Genomic DNA, 17,351 nt, shown 5'->3' on the forward strand with positions numbered 1-17,351 from the left:
TGCTTGTCAGCCGTGGCGTCCGATGCGCTCCCGCCCCTTGCCGAACGTCGTGAAGACGCTGAGCATCAGATGGTTCGGAGCGCTGCGGCGAAGTGCTCGTAGAAGGAGTCCACGTAGTGGAACGGCGACAGCCCCCAGCGGTGCTGGCTGTTCGCCGTGAGAAGGTCCGCCGGGTATTCGATGACCGCGCTGTCGAGCGATCCCTCGAAATGGTCGAACATCGCCGCAAGGATCTCGTTGTTCCGGTTGACGTCGAACCGGTCGCTGAGCGCGGCGCCTGTCTCGTCCTGAAGGGCCCAGTACGCCTTGTTCAAGATGACTCGCTTGCCCTCCAGGGCCGAAGCCATGCGATCCGCCGCCACACGCCATCGATCCATGAATCCCGGGTCGGTCGGTCGATGCAGCACGCCTCCTCGTGGCGTCAGGCCCGCCTTCTTCGCCTCCACGCTCATGGCGATGACTCCGCCGTTAACCTCGACCACGGAGAACCGCTCGTCGATGAGGTCGATGATGACGACCTCGTCATCGAGGGCCCTCATCGCAGCGGGTAGGACCTTCTGGATGTCCCGCTGGACCATGGAGCGCTGGAAGCTGCTGCTGAGGGCGGCGAGGTCGAGCCCGTCAGGAAGAGCCGCCACACGCGGCCCGAACGCCGAGAGGATGGGTGATCGGGCGAAGTAGGCATGCAGAGCGGGAAGGCCGTCGAGCTGGAAAGCGTCGCGCGTCACGCAGCTGCCGTAGATCAAGGCACGACGCTGCTGCGTCGCGTCGTCGTCCTGGTTCATGGTCCATGTCCTTCGGTGGGTGGGGGCGCCACGTCGGTCCGCTGTGAGCGCCGCCCCTGAGCGTCAGGCCTGGACTCGACGCCGCGGTTGATGGTCCGGGGCTCATGCATCGACCGAGGACGCATGTGGCGCGTCCCGGGCATCGGCAGAGGCTGTCCCCTATTCTGGAGACATTCTGTGCCCATTCCACCAGAGAATCGAGAGCTACGTGCGACGACTCATCCCTTCCGTGTCCGCTCTGGGCATCACCCTGCTGGCCCTGACCGCCTGCGGCGGCGGCGGTGAGGATCCGGCAGGCGGGTCATCCTCGGCAGCGGAATCTGCCCCCGAGCAGTCGGAGTCGAGCAGCCAGCCCGTCGATACCGGGCAGTCGTTCGACTCCGTGGACGAGCTCAAGAATGCCGTTACGGATGCCGGCCTGACGTGCGACGGCGGCGAAGCCATCGAGGGCGACGGCTACAAGGAGTCGATGAGCTGCGGGGACAACGTGTGGCTCGTCGTCTTCGACGACGACGGACAGCAGAGCGAGAAGGTCTCCCAGTACGAGGAGGACGGCTCCAACTACCTCGAGGGCGAGAACTGGGTGGTCGTCGCCCCGCAGGATGCCCTGGACAAGATCAGCAGCTGACCCTCGTCCTCGACACGGCCTGCGGCGCGGGCCAGAACCAACGGCAGAACGGAAGACTCATGGCTCGCATCGGACTCGTCGGCTTCTTCGGCTGGGGCAACTATGGAGACGAGCTGTTCCTGGAGAACTGGCGGCGCTCGATCGGTCAGCACCACGAGGTCTCGGTCGTCCACGATCTGCTGACGACGCCGTACTTCTCGCGGCAGGCGACGGAAATCGCAGATGAGCACGACGCTCTCGTGATCGGCGGCGGAGACCTGATCATCCCCAACAAGATCTCCCCCCTGTACTGGAACCGTGCATGGCTTCGCCGACCGGTGTACATCAGCGGTGTGGGCGTTCCGACGTGGGTGAAGCACCAGGCTCCGGATGTCATGGAGCGTCTGCGCAACTTCTTCCAGCATGAGAACGTCCGGCACATCGGCGCTCGGGACGAGGAGAGCGCGCAGTGGATCAGGCGCCACCTCATGCCGAAGGTCCCCGTGCACGTCCATGCCGACCTCGTGTTCAACATGCATCTGCCGCCGGCGACGAAGTTCGAGCGGCCGACCATCGGGATCAACCTGAGAACTCACCGTGCCGACTCGGATCCGTCGCGCCTGGTGGAGGTGTGCCGGGAGTACCGCTCCCGCGGCTACGACGTGGTGAACCTGGTCCTGGGCACGGGACGGACTCGAGCAGCGGACCTCGACGTCGCCAAGGCGTTCCCGTTCTCCGAGCAGATCGTGCTCGACTCGGAGAACATCGACGATCTGTCGTCCTGGATCGGCGGTCTGGACCTCCTGCTGTCCAACAAGTTCCACGGGACCGTCGTCGCCACGATGTACGGAGTCTCCTCGGTGGTCCTCTCGGCGACGACCAAGAGCCGAAACCTCTACACCCGGCTCGACAGGCGAGCCCTGCTCTCGGCCAACGAGGACGAGCACATGCTGTCCAAGGCGGACCTGGCGCGCATGCCCGTCTCCTCGGCCGCCGTCCGCGAGCTCGAGGCGGAAGCGGGAGCCGCGGTCCGTCACGTGGTCCAGTTGCTCAATGCCGATTTCCCCCGCAGCGCACCGGAGGCGTTGACGGCATGAGCGACGGACAGCTCATGGACTCGGTGCATCCCATCGTCACCGCGCTGGAGACAGCCGACGTCAAGCTGGCCACGGCCACCCTCCGGTCGTTGCTGAGCGCGCACGAGTACGAGACGGCCGTGGACCTGATGACCAGGTGGAGCGGTCGGTTCGACGACGACGCGGACTACCTCAAGGTCCGACGCGCGATCCTGGGCAAGCTCGGCGAGCTCTCGGACGCGCTGCTGGTGAATCACCGTCTGGCCGGGCTGAAGGCGGTCACGGAGAGCTCGCTGGCCGGTCTCGAAGGACGGGTGCGCGAGCTGCGCGGTCATGCGCCGCGTCTGCCCGGGCCCCGACGCCCGATCCCACCTGCCTCTGACAAGCGGATCGTGCACCTCCTCAAGGAGAGCCGTCCCTACCTCTCCAACGGATTCACCTCCAGGAGCCATAGCAACTTCCTGGCCGAGAAGAAGGCCGGGCTCGAGCCGATCATCGTGACGGAGCCGGGATTCCCGCGTTCGGTCCTCGGCAGCCTGCCGCGCTCGGAGATGCGGGTCGACGGCATCGGCCACTACTTCTTGGACCTGGGGCGGGATCTGGACTCACTGCCCGTCGATCGTTTCCTGCAGGTCTTCGCCGACATGGCCTATGAGCGCGTCTCCAAGATCCGGCCGGCCGCCATCCACGTGAGCTCCGGACGACGAGGCTACGAGACCGCGCTGGTCGCCTTGGCCATCAAGGAGAAGACGGGCATCCCCGTCATCTATGAGGTCCGGTCGTTCTTCGAGAGCAATTGGACCGGCGAAGTGCGCTACGAGGCGCAGGGCGAGATCTACGAGTCCCGGCGCCGGATCGAGCTGGAGTGCATGCAGCGCGCCGATCTCGTGCTGACCATCGGCGAGTCGATGAAGGACGAGATCGTCGCTAGGGGCATCCCTGAGGAGAAGGTCGGCCTGGTTCCGAACGGCGTCTACGTCGAGCGGTTCGCCCCGCGCGATCGCAGCGTCGAGCTGGCGACGAGCCATGGCCTGGCGGGGGTGCCGACCTTCGGATACGTCTCCAACATGGATCACTACCGCGAGTCCCAGGAGACGCTGATCGCCGCCGCGGCGCATCTGGCCCGCGAGGGACGGCCGGAGCACTGCGTGCTGGTGGGCGACGGCCCTCGGCGGGACAAGCTCGAGCGCCTTGCTGAGTCCCACGGGGTGGCCGATCGCGTGCACTTCCTCGGCCGGGTGGACCATGAGCTGATCGCGGACTACTACTCGCTCATCGACGTCTTCGTCGTTCCCCGGACCGCTGAGCGCGCCGCAACGTTCGTGACCCCGCTGAAGCCCTTCGAAGCCATGGCGATGAGGCTGCCCGTGGTCGTCAGCGACCTTCCGGCGCTTCGGGAGATCGCCCCCAGCCCCGAGCGGGGCTGGACCTTCCCACCGGATGATGCTCGTGGCCTGGCCCAAGTCCTGAAGCAGGTCTTCGACGACCCGGAGGAGCGCGAACGGCGGGCCGAGGCCGGGCTCCGCTGGGTCCGATCGGAGCGGCAGTGGGATCACAACGGGCCGCGATATGCCGAGGCGCTGTCGTGGGTCCTGGAGCACACTGCAGCCGGAAAGGACGACTGACCATCATGCTGGTTCATCTCAACGGATTCCGACGCGAGCCGACCAGCCCGGTGCAGGAGATCCACCAGGCGCTGCATGCCGTCGGCACCGATCCGGCGCCTCATCTGCTCGGCTACACGGCCGTGGCGCGCGTCAACCCGTTCCAGGCTCTGCTCTACCGGGGGTTCGGGCCCTCGGGCGTCGCCGTGGCCCCGGTGCTGAACAGCTTCGACTTCGACGTGCTGCCGAGCTTCCATCGGCTCAGTGCGTCGCAGACGATCCATTTCCACTGGATCAACTGGGTGATCGGCGTCGCAACCGATGCCGAGCAGGCCAGGACCAAGGTCCGCGGCTTCCTCGGACGCGTGGACAAGTTCAGAGATGCCGGTGGCAAGGTCGTGTGGACGGCGCACAACGTCTACCCCCACGACGCGACATTCATCGATGAGGAGCTCGAGCTCCAGCAGGGTCTGGCCGACCGCGCCGACGCAGTCCATCTGATGGCGGCCTCGACGACCGAGGCCATGGACGGTCTGCTGAGCGTCGATCCGGACCGAGTCGTGATCGCTCCGCATCCGAGCTATGTCGGCGCCTACGAGGATTACGTGTCACGGCAGGAGGCGCGAGCCGCACTCGGCATTGACGCCGATGAGACCGTCTTCGTGCTGTTCGGAGCGCTGAAGGCCTACAAGGGGCTCCACGCGCTGCTCGACGGCTTCCAGGAGCTGTGCAGGCGTGACGATGGTCGGGCCTATCGACTGCTCGTGGCCGGTCATCCCGATGAGGATCCTGACGTCCAGCGCTTCGTGGATCGCTGCATCGTGGACCCGAACGTCCTGATCGAGCCCCACCGGATTCCCGGGGCCAAGGCGCAGTACTACCTGCGCTGCGCAGATGCTGGGCTGGTCACCTACACCAGGTCGCTGAACTCCGGTGCCGCACTGCTGTACCTGAGCTTCGGCCTGCCCGTGCTGGCCACGGATACTCCGGTCTTCCGGGAGGCGCTGCCAGCCGCGCACGTCCAGTACGTGGGGAACCCCGCCGACGCGGCGACGACCGAGATGGCGGATGCTCTGGCCTCGATCGGCGACCAGGGGAGGGGGACGTCGAGGTCCGACGTCCTCGACTCGATCGCCCACCTGCACAGTTCGCGAGTCAGCTCCGGATTCCGACAGGACCTCGGAAGGCTTCTGGGCTGGTGAGCTCCGACAGGCAGATCGAGCGTCGCGACATCGGACGCTATGACCGGCCGGTCCGCGAGTTCGCCGGTGCGGCAAGCATGCGCGGACTGACGCTCGAGGAACCGCAGATCCTCACGGTGGGGCGCACGCACCCGCTCGACATCTCCGTGAGTCCGGCAGGATCCCCGGTCACGGTCGTCACCTTCCACGCCGCGCTCACTACCAGTGAGACGCCGCTGCCGGTCTTCGCAGGGGCGTCGCTGATCCGACCGTTCGGAGTCAACCTGGTGCAGGTGGCCGATCCGGGGCTGTATGCCGATGATGCGCTGACCATCGGCTGGTTCGCTGGCAGCGCCCAGCACCCGGTGCAGCAGGAGCTTCCCGAGGTCCTGGGGGCCGTGCTGAAGTCTCTGGGCAGCGAGAAGACGGTGTTCTTCGGTGCTTCGGCCGGGGGATTCGCCGCCCTGCTCAATGGGCGGCGCTTCCCGGAAGCCTCGATCCTGTGCGTCAATCCGCAGACGATCCTGGCGAACTTCACCCGCGAGCATCAGCTGTCATACTGCGACCGCGCCTGGGGCGCCTCGCCGGAGGACGTCTGGGGCACCCTGGTGCAGGCGGACCTGCGCGAGCAGTTCGACGGCCAGAACCGCAACGACATCGTCTACGTGCAGAACGAAAGGGATCCCCACGTGCAGCTGCACATGGAGCCCTTTTTGGCCACCATCCCGAATGACCGGGTGCAGATCATCCGCGGGGACTGGGGTGAGGGCCATCAGGCTCCGTCCCCGGATCAGCTCTCGGGCATGCTTGCAACCTTGGTTCAATACGATTCGGAATAACGTGCTAGACGCAACCGGGATTAAGAGCAAAGATCACAATGGCACTGAGCGGCGGGGACCCACAATATAACCCCTCAAATGACCTTGAATGTGCTGAGCGGTTCGCTTAGGTACTTGGAATTTCCGATTGTGTCGGCGAGGCCGCCGATTCGGATTTCCCATTGTCCCGGGGCTGAGCCTTGGGGGATGGTGAAGTCGATGCCCCAGGTCCCGTTCTGGGTCGTGCCAGAGGTCAGTTTCGGGTTCATTCCGTAGATCGACTGACCCGTAGCCTGGTTCTCGATGTAGAAAAATGGTGCAGCGACCGCGGTCGCATCAGTGATCCGGGTGGACACACGAAGTGTGGCGGGCCCGTTGGTGACGTCGACTGTGGAGGCGGAGCGCCAGACACTCGCCACTACAGGTGCTGCGACATCTGCGTTGTAACCGTTGGCCTCAACAGCATGGGCACCCGTGCATCCGAGCGCAACGATGAGCGCGGCCGAGGAAACGGCTGTGGTGAAGGACGAGTGGTGACGTCTCTTGCAGGTGTTCATGGCTCTCCGAAGTCTGTTCAGATTCGAAGGGAACCCTCAGAATTGGAATGATCATACACAAGGAAGGTCGTCCTGGTGCCGTGTTTGCACAGCAGTTCGCCCCACATTGGTGGGGACGCAATCATCGGATCGTTGGATTCGTCTAGACAGTTCGGATGACCTCGGCCAGTGCCAGCAGTCGCCCCGGCATGCCGTGGGTGTGCCCCACGGGGATGCTCCGGTCGCGGATCGCCGACTGCTGCTCACGCGCCAGCTCCGCCCACTCCGCCGATATCCCGGCGGTCGTCACGGTCTCGGCCGCCTCATCAACATAGGGAGCGATATTCTCCCGGCTGAGTCGGCCGGCGATCCGTGACTGGTCGACGAGCTCCAGCAGAGTCCTCACCGGGCCGTCGTGGACATCGGACGGCGCTCCGCTGATCCGGTAGTCCACGACTTCCGAGCTGGACAGCGGACCCCCGAGCTGGCGCAGTCGTTCGATGACCTCATCTGCAGTGCGGTCCTTGCTCGGGCGATCGAACGGGCGAGCGGCAAGAGAGGGGCTGAGCAGAGCCAGGAGGTCGTCGGGGATCTGCCGAGGTGTGGACCACATCGCCCCTCGAGCTTCCTCGGGCAGCTTGGACAGCCCCACCAGGCTGCGCTGCTGGAGTGGACGCAAGCCGAGCTTGGTCACCGGCGTGAAGCGCCCGCCGTGCAGCGCATTGCGCAGGAGCAGGTAGTGCCACTCAGCGCCGAGCGGGTGCTGCGGATCGATGCCGCTGTCGCGCAGCGCCCCCTCGGTGATCTCCCGGAAGCTTGCGGCCGGCCCCGGCTGGTTCTTGGCGATGTTCACCCGGATCGCTCCGACCGGTCGCAGGCCGTAGTTGCCCTTGTAGAGCTCGGAGCCGAATCCGGCGATCGCGAACGGCCCCTTGTCGAGCAGCGAGTAAGCCTGCAGCTTGACGGGGAAATAGGTCATCGCGGAATCGGAGAACCACAGTGCGAGGGGGTTCGCGACTCTGCGCAGCTCGGCCGTGCGATCGTCATCAGGTCGACGGGGCCCCAGGGGAAAGCCGAACTCGCGGCTGAGGTCCGAGACCACCTCGAAGTCCCGGCGGTGCTGCTCGGCCGTGTTGGTGCAGGAGAAGCGCGCGGTCGCACGGGCTTGAGGCGACAGCAGTGCGGCGGCGAGAAGGATCCTGGAGTCCTTGCCGCCGGACAGCGCAAGTCGCGCATGCTCCGGCCCGGAGGCTGCGATCGTGTGCACCAGCGAGGCGATCCGGTGCGCTGCCCTTCGCAGCTCGAGGGCATAGTCGTGCGTCGCGGGCGCGAAGAGCTCAGGCACCAGGTGCCCGCTGCGTGAGGCCACGGCGCGCTCAGAGGCCAGATCGAGGCGGATTCGACCACCGACCGGGACATAGCTGATCTCCCGAGCCAGTGTCCTGGAGCCGAGCAGCTGACCCGACATCGAATTGCGCCACAGCAGAGAGGAGGCGACGACGTCGTCGACGGTCACGGGGAGCCCGAGCGTGCGCCGCAATTGCATCAGGACATAGGGCGAATCCGAGATCAGGCTCAGGCCGGGCACGGACGTGACCGAGACCGACAGGCTCCGGTACAGGTCGGCGGTGAGCTCGAGGTGCTCCTCGGCCCAGTGCACGTGCACGTAGCATCCCGGCAGGTCCGACTCGAGGGACTGGCGGCTGACGGCCGCCAGTCCCCGAGCGCCGAAGATGATCCGGCTGTCCGCATCATCGATCGCGAACCCCGAGAAGATGCCCTGATCGGGGAGGAGATCCTGACTCGCCCGCTGGGCCACCCAGGTGAGCTCCCAGCCGCCGGTCAGGGGGATGACCGTCGTCTCCTCGGAGACCCCACCCAGGACTCGGCGCAGGAGGTCGCCCTCCGCGACCAGGGACTCGTGCCGCACCACGGCCAGGTAGTTCGCCATGTGATCCCTCAGGCGTCGGCGGAAGCAGGCACCTGCTGATCGGCGGCGGGCTGTGCCTCCAGCTCGGTGACATGGCCCGCCGAGGCGAACATGGTCCGGGTTGCGGCACGATCCTCGATGGCATGAGCTTCGTGGATGCGGACCGAGACACGGCTGTACTTGGGCCACGACTGAGCGGGATAGCAGCGGCCGTTGACCCGGAGCGACACCGACACCGGCAGCTCCTGGACGCCCGAGGTGCGGACGCGGAGCATGACGGGCTCCTTGGAACGGGCCAGGTCGTCTTCGAAGAGATGATCTCCGATCTTCACCAGCACTGAGATCTTTCCAACGTTCTGAGGCCTCTCGTAATTGCTGGTGATACTCAGTGAGACCTCGGTCGGCGCCGTGGAGTCCAGGTGCATCGAGCACTGATTGTGGATCTCCTGACCAGCCGTGGGCGCGGTCGTGGGCAGGGAGACGTGGAGGGCGCGCGGAGAGTCGAAGAGAACATTCAGAGCCCGCTCGGGCAGCTCGAGCCCGGAAGCGGAGAACGTGGCCTTGGTGAAAGCGGCTGTCGTCTTCTGAGCCGCGGGCCCGGTCTCCGCGTTGGGGGCGGGCCGCTCGGCGGGGATCTCGTAGACCGCAGGACGCGCAGGAGCTGCCGCGACTCGTCCGGCCGCAGCATGCAGGGCCTGACGGGACTCCTGTTCCAGTGCCGACAGGGCCTCGAGCATGGCCGGATCCGTGATGCGCCCCTCCGCCAGCGAGCGCTGCAGGGCAGAGAAGATCTGCTCCCATCCGGCGGTGAGGGGCAGGGCGTACGCCGAGCGCTTCACCTCATCGAAGTGACGCTGCACCTTGGGGTCGTAGACGAGTCCCACCGTGGGCAGGTTGCGACGATGAGCCAGCAGAGCGGCGTGCAGTCGCATGGTCAGCAGCACGTCGAGTTCGCCGATGCACTGATCGAAGGCTTCGAAGCTCGGCGGGTCGGGAAGCATGGAGAACTCGATGTTCGGCGACAGCCGTCCCGCGAGCTTCTCGAGGATCTGGCGGTCGTGCTGAGCACCTGCCTGCATGGGGACGCCGACGACGGCCAGGGGGCCTTCCGCCGCGAGAGCGTTGAGCGCCTTTTCGACCTCGGACACCACGAGGTCCATGTCCTCATGGGCCCATCGACGAAGATTGACGCCGATCAGCCGCCGCCCCTGCGAGCGCAGCTCTCGCAGCTCGCGAGTGGACTGTGCCTCCGTCTGGCCGGAGGGAAGATCGACCGCATAGACGACGTCCGGGGCGCATGCGACAGCGGAGGGGTCCACGCCGGTTCCGATGACCGCGGCCTCCGACTCCGGATCGCGCACCAGGATGGATTCCGTCTGCTGCGCCAGGAAGCGGACCATCGCCTGTGCATCGCGATCCTGCAGCGGACCCGCTCCCAGGCCGATCACGTGATAGGGGACGCCCAGGACGCGGCCCATCAGCGGAAGATTGCCGAATCCGGCGATCGACATCGTCGAGCCGTTGACCAGGCTCGCCAGGCGTCCGGCACGGTGGAACGTGAGGTCGTGCCAGAGGCCGCCGCCTCCCACGACGACGGCATCCGCCGTATGCACCTGATGAGCGCTCTCGTAGATGTCGGCTCGCTTGAACGCCTGCAGCCCGTGATGGATCTCGACATTGCGCGGGCTCTCTGCGGCCACGACGACCTGCACCGCCGGGTCGGCACTCTGCAGCGCTGAGGAGATGGAGCGCAGGATGAGCTCATCACCCAGGTTCCCGGCGCCGTAGAAGCCCGAGAGGATGACCTTGCGAGCGCGCGGCAGGGAGGCGCTGAGCACGTCCTGGACCTCCGCGATGCGCGCGGCTCCCAGCCAGGGGGTGTTCGATTCCGACGCGCCCCGGAGGGTGTCGAAGAGCTCCATCCAGCGGTGCTCGTAGAGGTGGTTCTCCACCAGACGGCGGAACCCGTTGAGGCGGATCCTCTCGTACTCCTCCGGATTCTCGAGGAGCCTCTCGATCTTGGCCGTGAGGTCGTCGTCATCGGAGTAGCCGATGATCTCTTCGCCGTAGTCGAAGAACCGCGCCATCTCGTCGAACTCGCCGGTGGCGATGACTGCTCCGGCTCCGACGGATTCGAAGACTCCGCACTTGATGTTGATGAAGCCGGCCCGTGTCAGCGGGAAGTTGATGTGGATGCGACCCATCTTCAGCGCCTGCAGGGCGCGGTCACCGGCGACCGGCTCGCTGCCGGCGATGTCCCAGCCGCGGCCGTAGGTCTTCACATCGAAGTGCTTGTCCAGAGCCGTCATGGTCTGATTGCGATCGGGGCGGCTGTTGGCGTGTCCCAGGCAGATGACGTCCGCTGCCATCGACGGGTCGTCGTCCACCTCCTGGGTCACGAATCCGCGGTCGATGCCGAAGGGGAAGTACACGGTATTGAGCACACCGGCTTCGCGGTACATCTCGAGCGACAGCTCGGCATTGGTCGTGTGGATGTCGAAGACATGAGCATGTCCCACGACGCTGGGGAACACGTCCGGGTCGCTGAGCGTGATGCCGACCAGGACGATGCCCTGCGCCTTCAATCGAGCGGCGTCCTCATCCGTGAATGTCAGGCCGCCGGCGCAGCAGATGATCATCTGCGGGTGGAACGTGTCCACGACGGGCTGGAGCTTGTCCGCCTGGACGTAGATGGGGCCATTGCCCCCCGAGGCGCGCTCGGGATTCTCCGTGACCCGGTGGAACCTGAGGTCCAGATCCAGCACATGGTGGCCCAGGTTGCGCAGAGAGCGGGAGAGGGAGGACACGATGTCCGTGGTCCCATTGATGGATCTGCCCAGGAACAGGATCCGCCAGTGGAATCCCTGATCGAAGGTCTTGTTCTCGAGGTCGGCTCGAAGGTCGGCGATGCTCTGCATGATGGGGGTCTGTCTCCGGAGTATTTCGGGGGGTGCAGGTCAGGCAAGGGGGCCGCAGGCCGAGGAGTCCTCAGCAGGGGCGCTGTCAGGCGAGGGGGCGACGAGCCAGTCCCTGTACTCGTCCAAGAGCGATCGGCCCAACCGGGCTGCGCGCTCCCTGTCCAGGCGCATGTGGGGGCAGGCATTGGGCCGGCTGACATCAACTGTATCCACGAGGCCGTGGACGATGGAAAGCTGTACGGCGGCGAAGTCGTCATCCTCCCGGCTCAACCCGAGCACGGGGTGATGGGCCAGGTGGGCTCCCTGCAGGACGAGCGCTGCCTGCACAGCCATCGTCGGAACGTGACGAGGAGCCGTGTCGTGCTTCAGGGCCAGCCCCGCCAGCGTGCCGGCTGCCTGGCCGATGGCCGTGGCGGTGGGATGCAGACGCGTGGCAGCGGCGGCGATGCGCGAGGCTGACAGGTTCTTCTCCGCCGCGATCAGAGGGAGATTCCCTCGTGGGATGAGCGCTCCGAGCGGAATGGGGAAGGGGCCCTCACGCCACTTCGCGGGCTTGTCGGCGAGGGTCTCGGAGAGGTCGGTCTCGAGGTCCTCCGGCTCCCGGCCGCCATGAAGGTCCGGCGGATAGGTTCCCACTGCCACGACGCTGCTGTCCCAGGCCGAGCAGGTGCGGTTCCTGGTGCGGAAGATCGATTTCCCGGTCATGGTGCTCCGCCCGATGATCCGGGGCGATTCACGCTGATAGGCGATCGGCGGCAGATGCCGAACGATCGCCTCCGGAAGGCCGGCGGTGACCCGCGGATCCCGCCGGACGGGACCCTCACCGAAACCCTCGTCGGTGGCCACGGACCAGTCGAGGCCCAGATGATGCTGCAGGTAGTAGAGGATCGACAGCGTCCTCAGGATCGCCGATCGCTCGAACTCAGCGCGCGCAGCATCGTCGGTGAAGTAGGCCGCAGTGATCGGCTGATCGTTGCAGAAGTTCAACGATGTCCGGGTGATCTGCTCCCACTCCGAGCCCTGATAGTCCTTGCCCCCGAGGTCCGGTGCTCCGCGGTAGCCGGCAAATCCATTGGGATGGCCCAGACGCGCCCTGCCGGGCCCTGATGGGTATCCCTTGACGATCTCGGTCAGGGCATCGTAGAAGCCCTCCGGTGGTGTCTGGAGACGGAGCTCATCCGGCATCGTCCCCGGCTCATATCTGCGAATGATCGCAGTCTGGGTGATGGCCTGCAGATTGATCTGGTCGGGATCGGCTGATCCGTAGCCCTCCTGCCCACCGATGACATTGCCGAGGCGATGGGGGATGCCCGAGGACCGCGTCACGAAGCCGTCCTCCGTCGCGTCGATCACGAGCCGACCGGAGATCGCCCCTGACGAGGTGCGGAGCTTGGCGATGCCGGCACGGATCTCCGCGGCTTGCAGTGCGACGTTGCGGTGCACCCTGACGCCGGCCTCCTTGAGCATCTGCGTCAGCACCCTGTCCACCACGACAGGGTTGGGAGCGAAGGACTCGTCCCGATACTGGGACACATTCACATGGCGGCGCAGCCGATAGCGATAGTAATCGGTGATGCGCGAACGGATCTCGTGCCACATGCCGTGACCGTTGATCTGCTCCTGATAGTGCTGAGTCACGTCCATGGCGGAGACACCCGCAGGACCGGCCTGTCCGCCGAGCATGTGGGTCGGCTCGATGACCGTCACCGTGACGCCCATCCTGGCCGCCGACAGCGCCGCAGCGCATCCGGAGAGCCCCCCGCCGGCGACCAGCAGCTCGGTGTAGAGGGGGAGCTTCGAGGGGACGGCAGACCACAGCTTCCTCTGGACGGGAGAATCGAGGGGGTTCTGCATCATGTCTCGCTCTTCTTCGGAATCGATGGCTGTCAGGAGGCCAGCGCTTGGGCAGCGGCTCGGTCCACGGCTCGTGCCGCTGCGTGCTCTGCTCGCATGACCGCGTCGCGCGGCGGACGCCGCTGCAGGATGTCGCGCAGGCGCCCGTCGTCGGCGTCATGGACAGGCAGAGCGATGTCGGGGTGCTCCAGCAGTCGTGCCAGAGCCTCGATCTTGTGCGTGGCGCGCAGGCTCACCGACGGGACTCCGGCGCGTGCAGCGATCACGGCTCCGTGGAACTTCGCCGTCACCAGCAGCCGGCTGGTGCTGATGGCGCGCATCAGCTCCTGCAGGCTCGGCTCGGTGCGCAGAGGCACCTCGGGAATCGCCGAACGCACTGCCGCGGCCTCTCGTGCGGCCTCCTCTCCGATGGCCAGGATGAGCAGCTCCGAGTCGAGACCGGCGGACTCCGCCCAGCTGCGAAGCCGTCTCACCTCCTGGATATCGCGCTCGCTCGGCGTCTTCCTCAGGACGATGCGCATGACATCGGAGGAAGGCGGCGTCACGGCCGGCATCTCCGCTGCAAAGGCCAGGTCGGGGATGGCCTGGACCTCGACCGCAGGGACCAGCCGCTCGCGGATCCATGAGGCGCTTGCGCTATCGCGAGCGCTGATGGAGCGCACGGAAGGCGAGGAGAAGAAGACCCGCAGCCGCTCGATCACGTCGTGGCGCTCGCGCGGCTGTTCGAGGGCGACACCGATGCCGGAGATGATGATCGGCTTCTCGAGCCAGGCCCGGTTCCAGTAGAGGGATGAGATCGAGTCGGTGTGCAGGAGGTCTCCGCCGCCGATGATCAGTGCATCGACGTCCCTGGCTACAGCAGCAACCGGCCGGTCGAAGTACGGCCGCTGGGTGAGGGCATTGACTGGCTCCGCGGACGCTGAGCCGAGGGCCCTGCGCCAGCACTGCAGCATGACCTCGTCGCCGAAGTTCCCCCAGCCGAAGAATCCCACCAATCCGATGCGGGGGGTCATGCGCCGTCGATCCTGTTCGGGAGCCGATGATCCTGCGGATCCCCGGTGAAGTGGGTGCACGCGAAGTCGATCCAGCTCCGGGTCCGCTTGATCGTCGGCGGGTTGAACCCCCGGCAATGGTGCTCCAGCACGAACTCGACGCGATCGCCGGCGGCTGCGCGGAAGGGCTCCATGTGCCGCCCGAGGTTGATCTCGTCGCCGGAGTTCTGCACGTACCAGACGCGGGCCTCGGGGTGCTCCGCGTAGAGGACGCTGAGATCCACGCGCTGCGGCTGGTGATCGGCAAGCTCCCCGAGGGATCCACTGGAAGGGAATCCCGCCTTGAGCAGGGACCTGGCCGGGCCTCCGTTGGCGTAGCTGCGGATATCGGTCTGCGGAGAGAAGGCGAGGGCCAGGGAGCCCGGTACACGGGCTGCAAGGGCGAGTGCTGCAAAGCCCCCTGCGGCCGCTCCCGTGATGAGGACCTTGTCCACCCCGAGCTGTCGTGCCGCTTCACGGATCAGCCCGGCGCTTCGATCGGCCACGTCGTCCGTCTCCGTCCCGATGTACCAGCCGACTCGGAGCTTTTCCGAGAGATGCAGGGACGGATCGGCGATGACCATCAGATGCTGGGGGAGATCCTCGAGCTCTTGGAACCGGCTGAAGCAGGGGATGATCTGCTTCTTGCGGTCGAGCATCCCGTGCAGCGCCACCACCAGGGTGTCGGCACCGGGGTGGCGCCGCAGGACGGTGTGGATCGGATTCAGGTGCCCTGTCTGATCGACGATGTCGTGGCGGATGGTCGTGGGACCGGAGACGAAGTCGGGTGTCTCCCCGGGCGCCCACGTCATTCCGGGGAACTCGTCGATCGATCGGGATTCCGCGGATTTCGCCGACCGCCCCTTAGCGCTGCGGGTGAGCGGATGCTCCAAGCCTTCGAAGGCCTCATTGATCAGGACCAGGGTGTCGGTCTGGGAGAGCGGATTGTGTCCGGCCACCGGATCGAAGTAGTGGTGCACCCGGACGTCGGCGCACAGCTGCGGGTGGTTCACGACGAAGTTCTGGAAGACGCGGAGGTCCTGCTTCCTGTCATGGGTGGATGCCACATTGACGTGGTAGTCGATCCGCAGCGGCTCCGCCTTCTCCGCCAGGCGGTCGAGCACATTGGTCGTCAGAGGATGGGCAGTCCGGATGTCCGCCGGCAGCATTCCCTCGAACCGCGCATGACGGAGCGCATTGACACCCGTGGCCATCCATCGGGTCCAGTCGAACTGCGCATTGTTGATCACGGCGCGTGCTCCGGGGTCCTCGGACAGCAGCGCCAGGGACATGAAGCCGCCGGCCGACGACCCGAAGTACAGCCGATCGCTCGGATCATGCACCCCGAGGCTCTTGGAGAGCGCGATGACGATCGGGCTGATGGACTCGGGAGCCCACACGGTGGAAGAGATGTTCCCCCATGCCAGGGAAAGGAATTCCGGTCCGCCCGTCGCAGGGTCGTAGACATAGATCTGATGATGCCGGATCTCCTCGCTCCACGACGAGCGCTGGAAGATGGGACGTCCGGAAGCGCGTTCCTGGTCGACCGCGCCATTGCTCATCACGACGAGTCGTCGAGCCCGATCGCGGCGCACCACGATAAGCGGGACGACGACGTCCTCCACCACGACATCGATGCGGTGTCTGATGTCGGAGGGCAGGTCTCGGGTCTCGAAGCGCTCGAGGTCCTCGAAGGCGACGGTGTGGATCTCTGGCATATGACGCGGCCTCAGCCCTCCGGCTGGGCCTCCGGATCGAAGTCCGCCATCCGCTCGCCCACGCCGAACAGCTGCGCGATCGCGGCCACGGTGCGCTCGGCGGCGCGGCCGTCGCCGTAGGGGTTCACGGCATTGGCCATCGAGTCGTAGATGGCGCCGTTGTGCAGCAGGGTGGAGACCTCCTCCACGATGCGCTCCTCGTCGGTGCCGATCAGCTTGACGGTGCCGGCGGTGACGGCCTCGGGGCGCTCCGTGTTCTCGCGCATGACCAGCACGGGCTTGCCCAGGGAGGGAGCCTCCTCCTGGACGCCGCCGGAGTCGGTGAGCACCACGTGGGAGACGCCCAGCAGGCGGGTGAACTCGCCGTAGGCCAGCGGCTCGGTGACCAGGACGTTGTCCAGGCCCTCCAGGGCCGGCAGCACGGCCTCGCGCACCACGGGGTTGCGGTGGGCCGGCAGCACGATGGTCAGCTCGGGCTCATCAGCTGCGATGCGTGCCAGGGCGCGGCCCACGCCGCGCATGGCATCGCCCTGGTTCTCGCGGCGGTGCGTGGTGACCAGCAGGACGCGGCGCCCGGAGGCGGCAAGCTCCTCCAGCGCCGGATCCGTGAAGGGCAGCTGCCGCGCCACGGTGTGGTGCAGGGCGTCGATCACGGTGTTGCCGGTGACCACGATGTCGTCGCCGTTGATCGACTCCGCGGTCAGGTTGCGCTTGGAGATGTCGGTGGGGGCCAGGTGCAGGGACGTGATCTGCGACGTCATCTTGCGGTTGGCCTCCTCCGGGAACGGGGAGAACAGATCGAAGGAGCGCAGCCCGGCCTCGGCGTGGATCACCGGGATCCCGCGGTAGAACGCGGCGATCGCACCGGCGGTGGAGGTGGTGGTGTCGCCCTGGACGACGACGGCGTCCGGAGCGTCCTTCTCGAAGATCGCGTCCAGGCCCTCGACCGTGCGCGTGAGCACGCCGTTGAGCGTCTGGCGCGGCTGGATGATGTTGAGGTCGTGATCCGGGGTGATGTCGAAGATCTCGTTGACCTGATCGAGCATCTCGCGGTGCTGGCCGGTCACGGTCACCACGCACTGGAACTCGTCGGAGTCCTGGAGGGCCTTCACGATCGGGGCCATCTTGATGGCCTCCGGGCGGGTTCCGTAGATCGGCATCACGGTCAGCGGCATCGGTGACTCTTTCACTCATCGGCGGGTGGGATCCGTTACCAAGGATGTCATACGGCTGTCCCCGATTCGGGGTGGCGACGGCCATGGGTGGGGCGCGTCGTGCGCGAAGGCTCGCGGT

13 protein-coding genes are annotated in these 17,351 nt (G+C 66.3%); 5 read left to right on the forward strand and 8 right to left on the reverse strand.

Annotation, left to right across the window (positions count from 1 at the left end; all coding sequences use genetic code 11):
* Positions 1-65: 65 nt before the first annotated feature.
* On the reverse strand, positions 66-785 hold the full coding sequence (locus FFS25_RS09195) for a DUF6270 domain-containing protein (protein ID WP_137802688.1): 720 nt from the start codon (positions 783-785) through the stop codon (positions 66-68).
* Positions 786-1,014: 229 nt separating this feature from the next.
* On the opposite strand from FFS25_RS09195, the gene FFS25_RS09200 reads away from it, so the two are divergent.
* From FFS25_RS09200 to FFS25_RS09220, 5 genes are read left to right on the forward strand one after another with little or no spacing between them, the layout of a single operon-like run.
* Positions 1,015-1,413 carry a hypothetical protein gene (locus tag FFS25_RS09200; protein WP_137802689.1) on the forward strand — a complete coding sequence of 133 codons (399 nt, stop codon included), beginning with the start codon at positions 1,015-1,017 and terminating at the stop codon, positions 1,411-1,413.
* Between the two features lie 59 nt (positions 1,414-1,472).
* Positions 1,473-2,489: a polysaccharide pyruvyl transferase family protein gene (locus tag FFS25_RS09205; protein ID WP_137802690.1), complete on the forward strand. Its 1,017-nt coding sequence runs from the start codon at positions 1,473-1,475 to the stop codon at positions 2,487-2,489.
* Positions 2,486-4,093, forward strand: coding sequence for a glycosyltransferase family 4 protein (locus tag FFS25_RS09210; protein WP_137802691.1), 1,608 nt, complete (start codon positions 2,486-2,488; stop codon positions 4,091-4,093). Before FFS25_RS09205 ends, FFS25_RS09210 begins: the two co-directional genes overlap by 4 nt.
* A gap of 5 nt (positions 4,094-4,098) precedes the next feature.
* On the forward strand, positions 4,099-5,274 hold the full coding sequence (locus tag FFS25_RS09215) for a glycosyltransferase (RefSeq protein WP_137802692.1): 1,176 nt from the start codon (positions 4,099-4,101) through the stop codon (positions 5,272-5,274).
* Positions 5,271-6,092, forward strand: a complete 822-nt coding sequence (locus FFS25_RS09220; RefSeq protein ID WP_137802693.1) for a hypothetical protein — start codon at positions 5,271-5,273, stop codon at positions 6,090-6,092. Before FFS25_RS09215 ends, FFS25_RS09220 begins: the two co-directional genes overlap by 4 nt.
* A gap of 74 nt (positions 6,093-6,166) precedes the next feature.
* On the opposite strand, the gene FFS25_RS09225 is transcribed toward FFS25_RS09220, so the two are convergent.
* From FFS25_RS09225 to wecB, 7 genes are all read right to left on the reverse strand, one after another.
* Positions 6,167-6,628: a hypothetical protein gene (locus FFS25_RS09225; protein ID WP_137802694.1), complete on the reverse strand. Its 462-nt coding sequence runs from the start codon at positions 6,626-6,628 to the stop codon at positions 6,167-6,169.
* Between the two features lie 142 nt (positions 6,629-6,770).
* Entirely contained in the window at positions 6,771-8,558 is a 1,788-nt protein-coding gene (locus FFS25_RS09230; RefSeq protein ID WP_137802695.1) for a hypothetical protein, read from the reverse strand.
* 8 nt (positions 8,559-8,566) lie between these two features.
* Positions 8,567-11,455, reverse strand: a complete 2,889-nt coding sequence (locus tag FFS25_RS09235) for a polysaccharide pyruvyl transferase family protein (protein WP_137802696.1) — start codon at positions 11,453-11,455, stop codon at positions 8,567-8,569.
* 39 nt (positions 11,456-11,494) lie between these two features.
* On the reverse strand, positions 11,495-13,312 hold the full coding sequence (locus FFS25_RS09240; RefSeq protein WP_137802697.1) for an FAD-dependent oxidoreductase: 1,818 nt from the start codon (positions 13,310-13,312) through the stop codon (positions 11,495-11,497).
* 29 nt (positions 13,313-13,341) lie between these two features.
* Positions 13,342-14,322: a polysaccharide pyruvyl transferase family protein gene (locus tag FFS25_RS09245; protein WP_137802698.1), complete on the reverse strand. Its 981-nt coding sequence runs from the start codon at positions 14,320-14,322 to the stop codon at positions 13,342-13,344.
* Positions 14,319-16,058 carry a hypothetical protein gene (locus FFS25_RS09250; RefSeq protein ID WP_137802699.1) on the reverse strand — a complete coding sequence of 580 codons (1,740 nt, stop codon included), beginning with the start codon at positions 16,056-16,058 and terminating at the stop codon, positions 14,319-14,321. Before FFS25_RS09250 ends, FFS25_RS09245 begins: the two co-directional genes overlap by 4 nt.
* An 11-nt stretch (positions 16,059-16,069) precedes the next feature.
* Positions 16,070-17,233, reverse strand: coding sequence for a non-hydrolyzing UDP-N-acetylglucosamine 2-epimerase (wecB, locus tag FFS25_RS09255; protein ID WP_137802700.1), 1,164 nt, complete (start codon positions 17,231-17,233; stop codon positions 16,070-16,072).
* Positions 17,234-17,351 lie beyond the last annotated feature (118 nt).

It is taken from the genome of Kocuria sp. 2SI, from assembly GCF_005502825.1.
In the GTDB taxonomy this organism is placed as follows: Bacteria; Actinomycetota; Actinomycetes; order Actinomycetales; family Micrococcaceae; genus Kocuria; species Kocuria palustris.

Excerpts from the sequence above, each read along its gene's own strand:
- FFS25_RS09195 (WP_137802688.1), bottom strand. The coding sequence starts at position 785 with ATGAACCAGGACGACGACGCGACGCAGCAGCGTCGTGCCTTGATCTAC.
- FFS25_RS09205 (WP_137802690.1), top strand. The coding sequence starts at position 1,473 with ATGGCTCGCATCGGACTCGTCGGCTTCTTCGGCTGGGGCAACTATGGA.
- FFS25_RS09210 (WP_137802691.1), top strand. The coding sequence starts at position 2,486 with ATGAGCGACGGACAGCTCATGGACTCGGTGCATCCCATCGTCACCGCG.
- FFS25_RS09215 (WP_137802692.1), top strand. The coding sequence starts at position 4,099 with ATGCTGGTTCATCTCAACGGATTCCGACGCGAGCCGACCAGCCCGGTG.
- FFS25_RS09225 (WP_137802694.1), bottom strand. The coding sequence starts at position 6,628 with ATGAACACCTGCAAGAGACGTCACCACTCGTCCTTCACCACAGCCGTT.
- FFS25_RS09230 (WP_137802695.1), bottom strand. The coding sequence starts at position 8,558 with ATGGCGAACTACCTGGCCGTGGTGCGGCACGAGTCCCTGGTCGCGGAG.
- FFS25_RS09235 (WP_137802696.1), bottom strand. The coding sequence starts at position 11,455 with ATGCAGAGCATCGCCGACCTTCGAGCCGACCTCGAGAACAAGACCTTC.
- FFS25_RS09240 (WP_137802697.1), bottom strand. The coding sequence starts at position 13,312 with ATGATGCAGAACCCCCTCGATTCTCCCGTCCAGAGGAAGCTGTGGTCT.
- FFS25_RS09245 (WP_137802698.1), bottom strand. The coding sequence starts at position 14,322 with ATGACCCCCCGCATCGGATTGGTGGGATTCTTCGGCTGGGGGAACTTC.
- FFS25_RS09250 (WP_137802699.1), bottom strand. The coding sequence starts at position 16,058 with ATGCCAGAGATCCACACCGTCGCCTTCGAGGACCTCGAGCGCTTCGAG.
- wecB (WP_137802700.1), bottom strand. The coding sequence starts at position 17,233 with ATGCCGCTGACCGTGATGCCGATCTACGGAACCCGCCCGGAGGCCATC.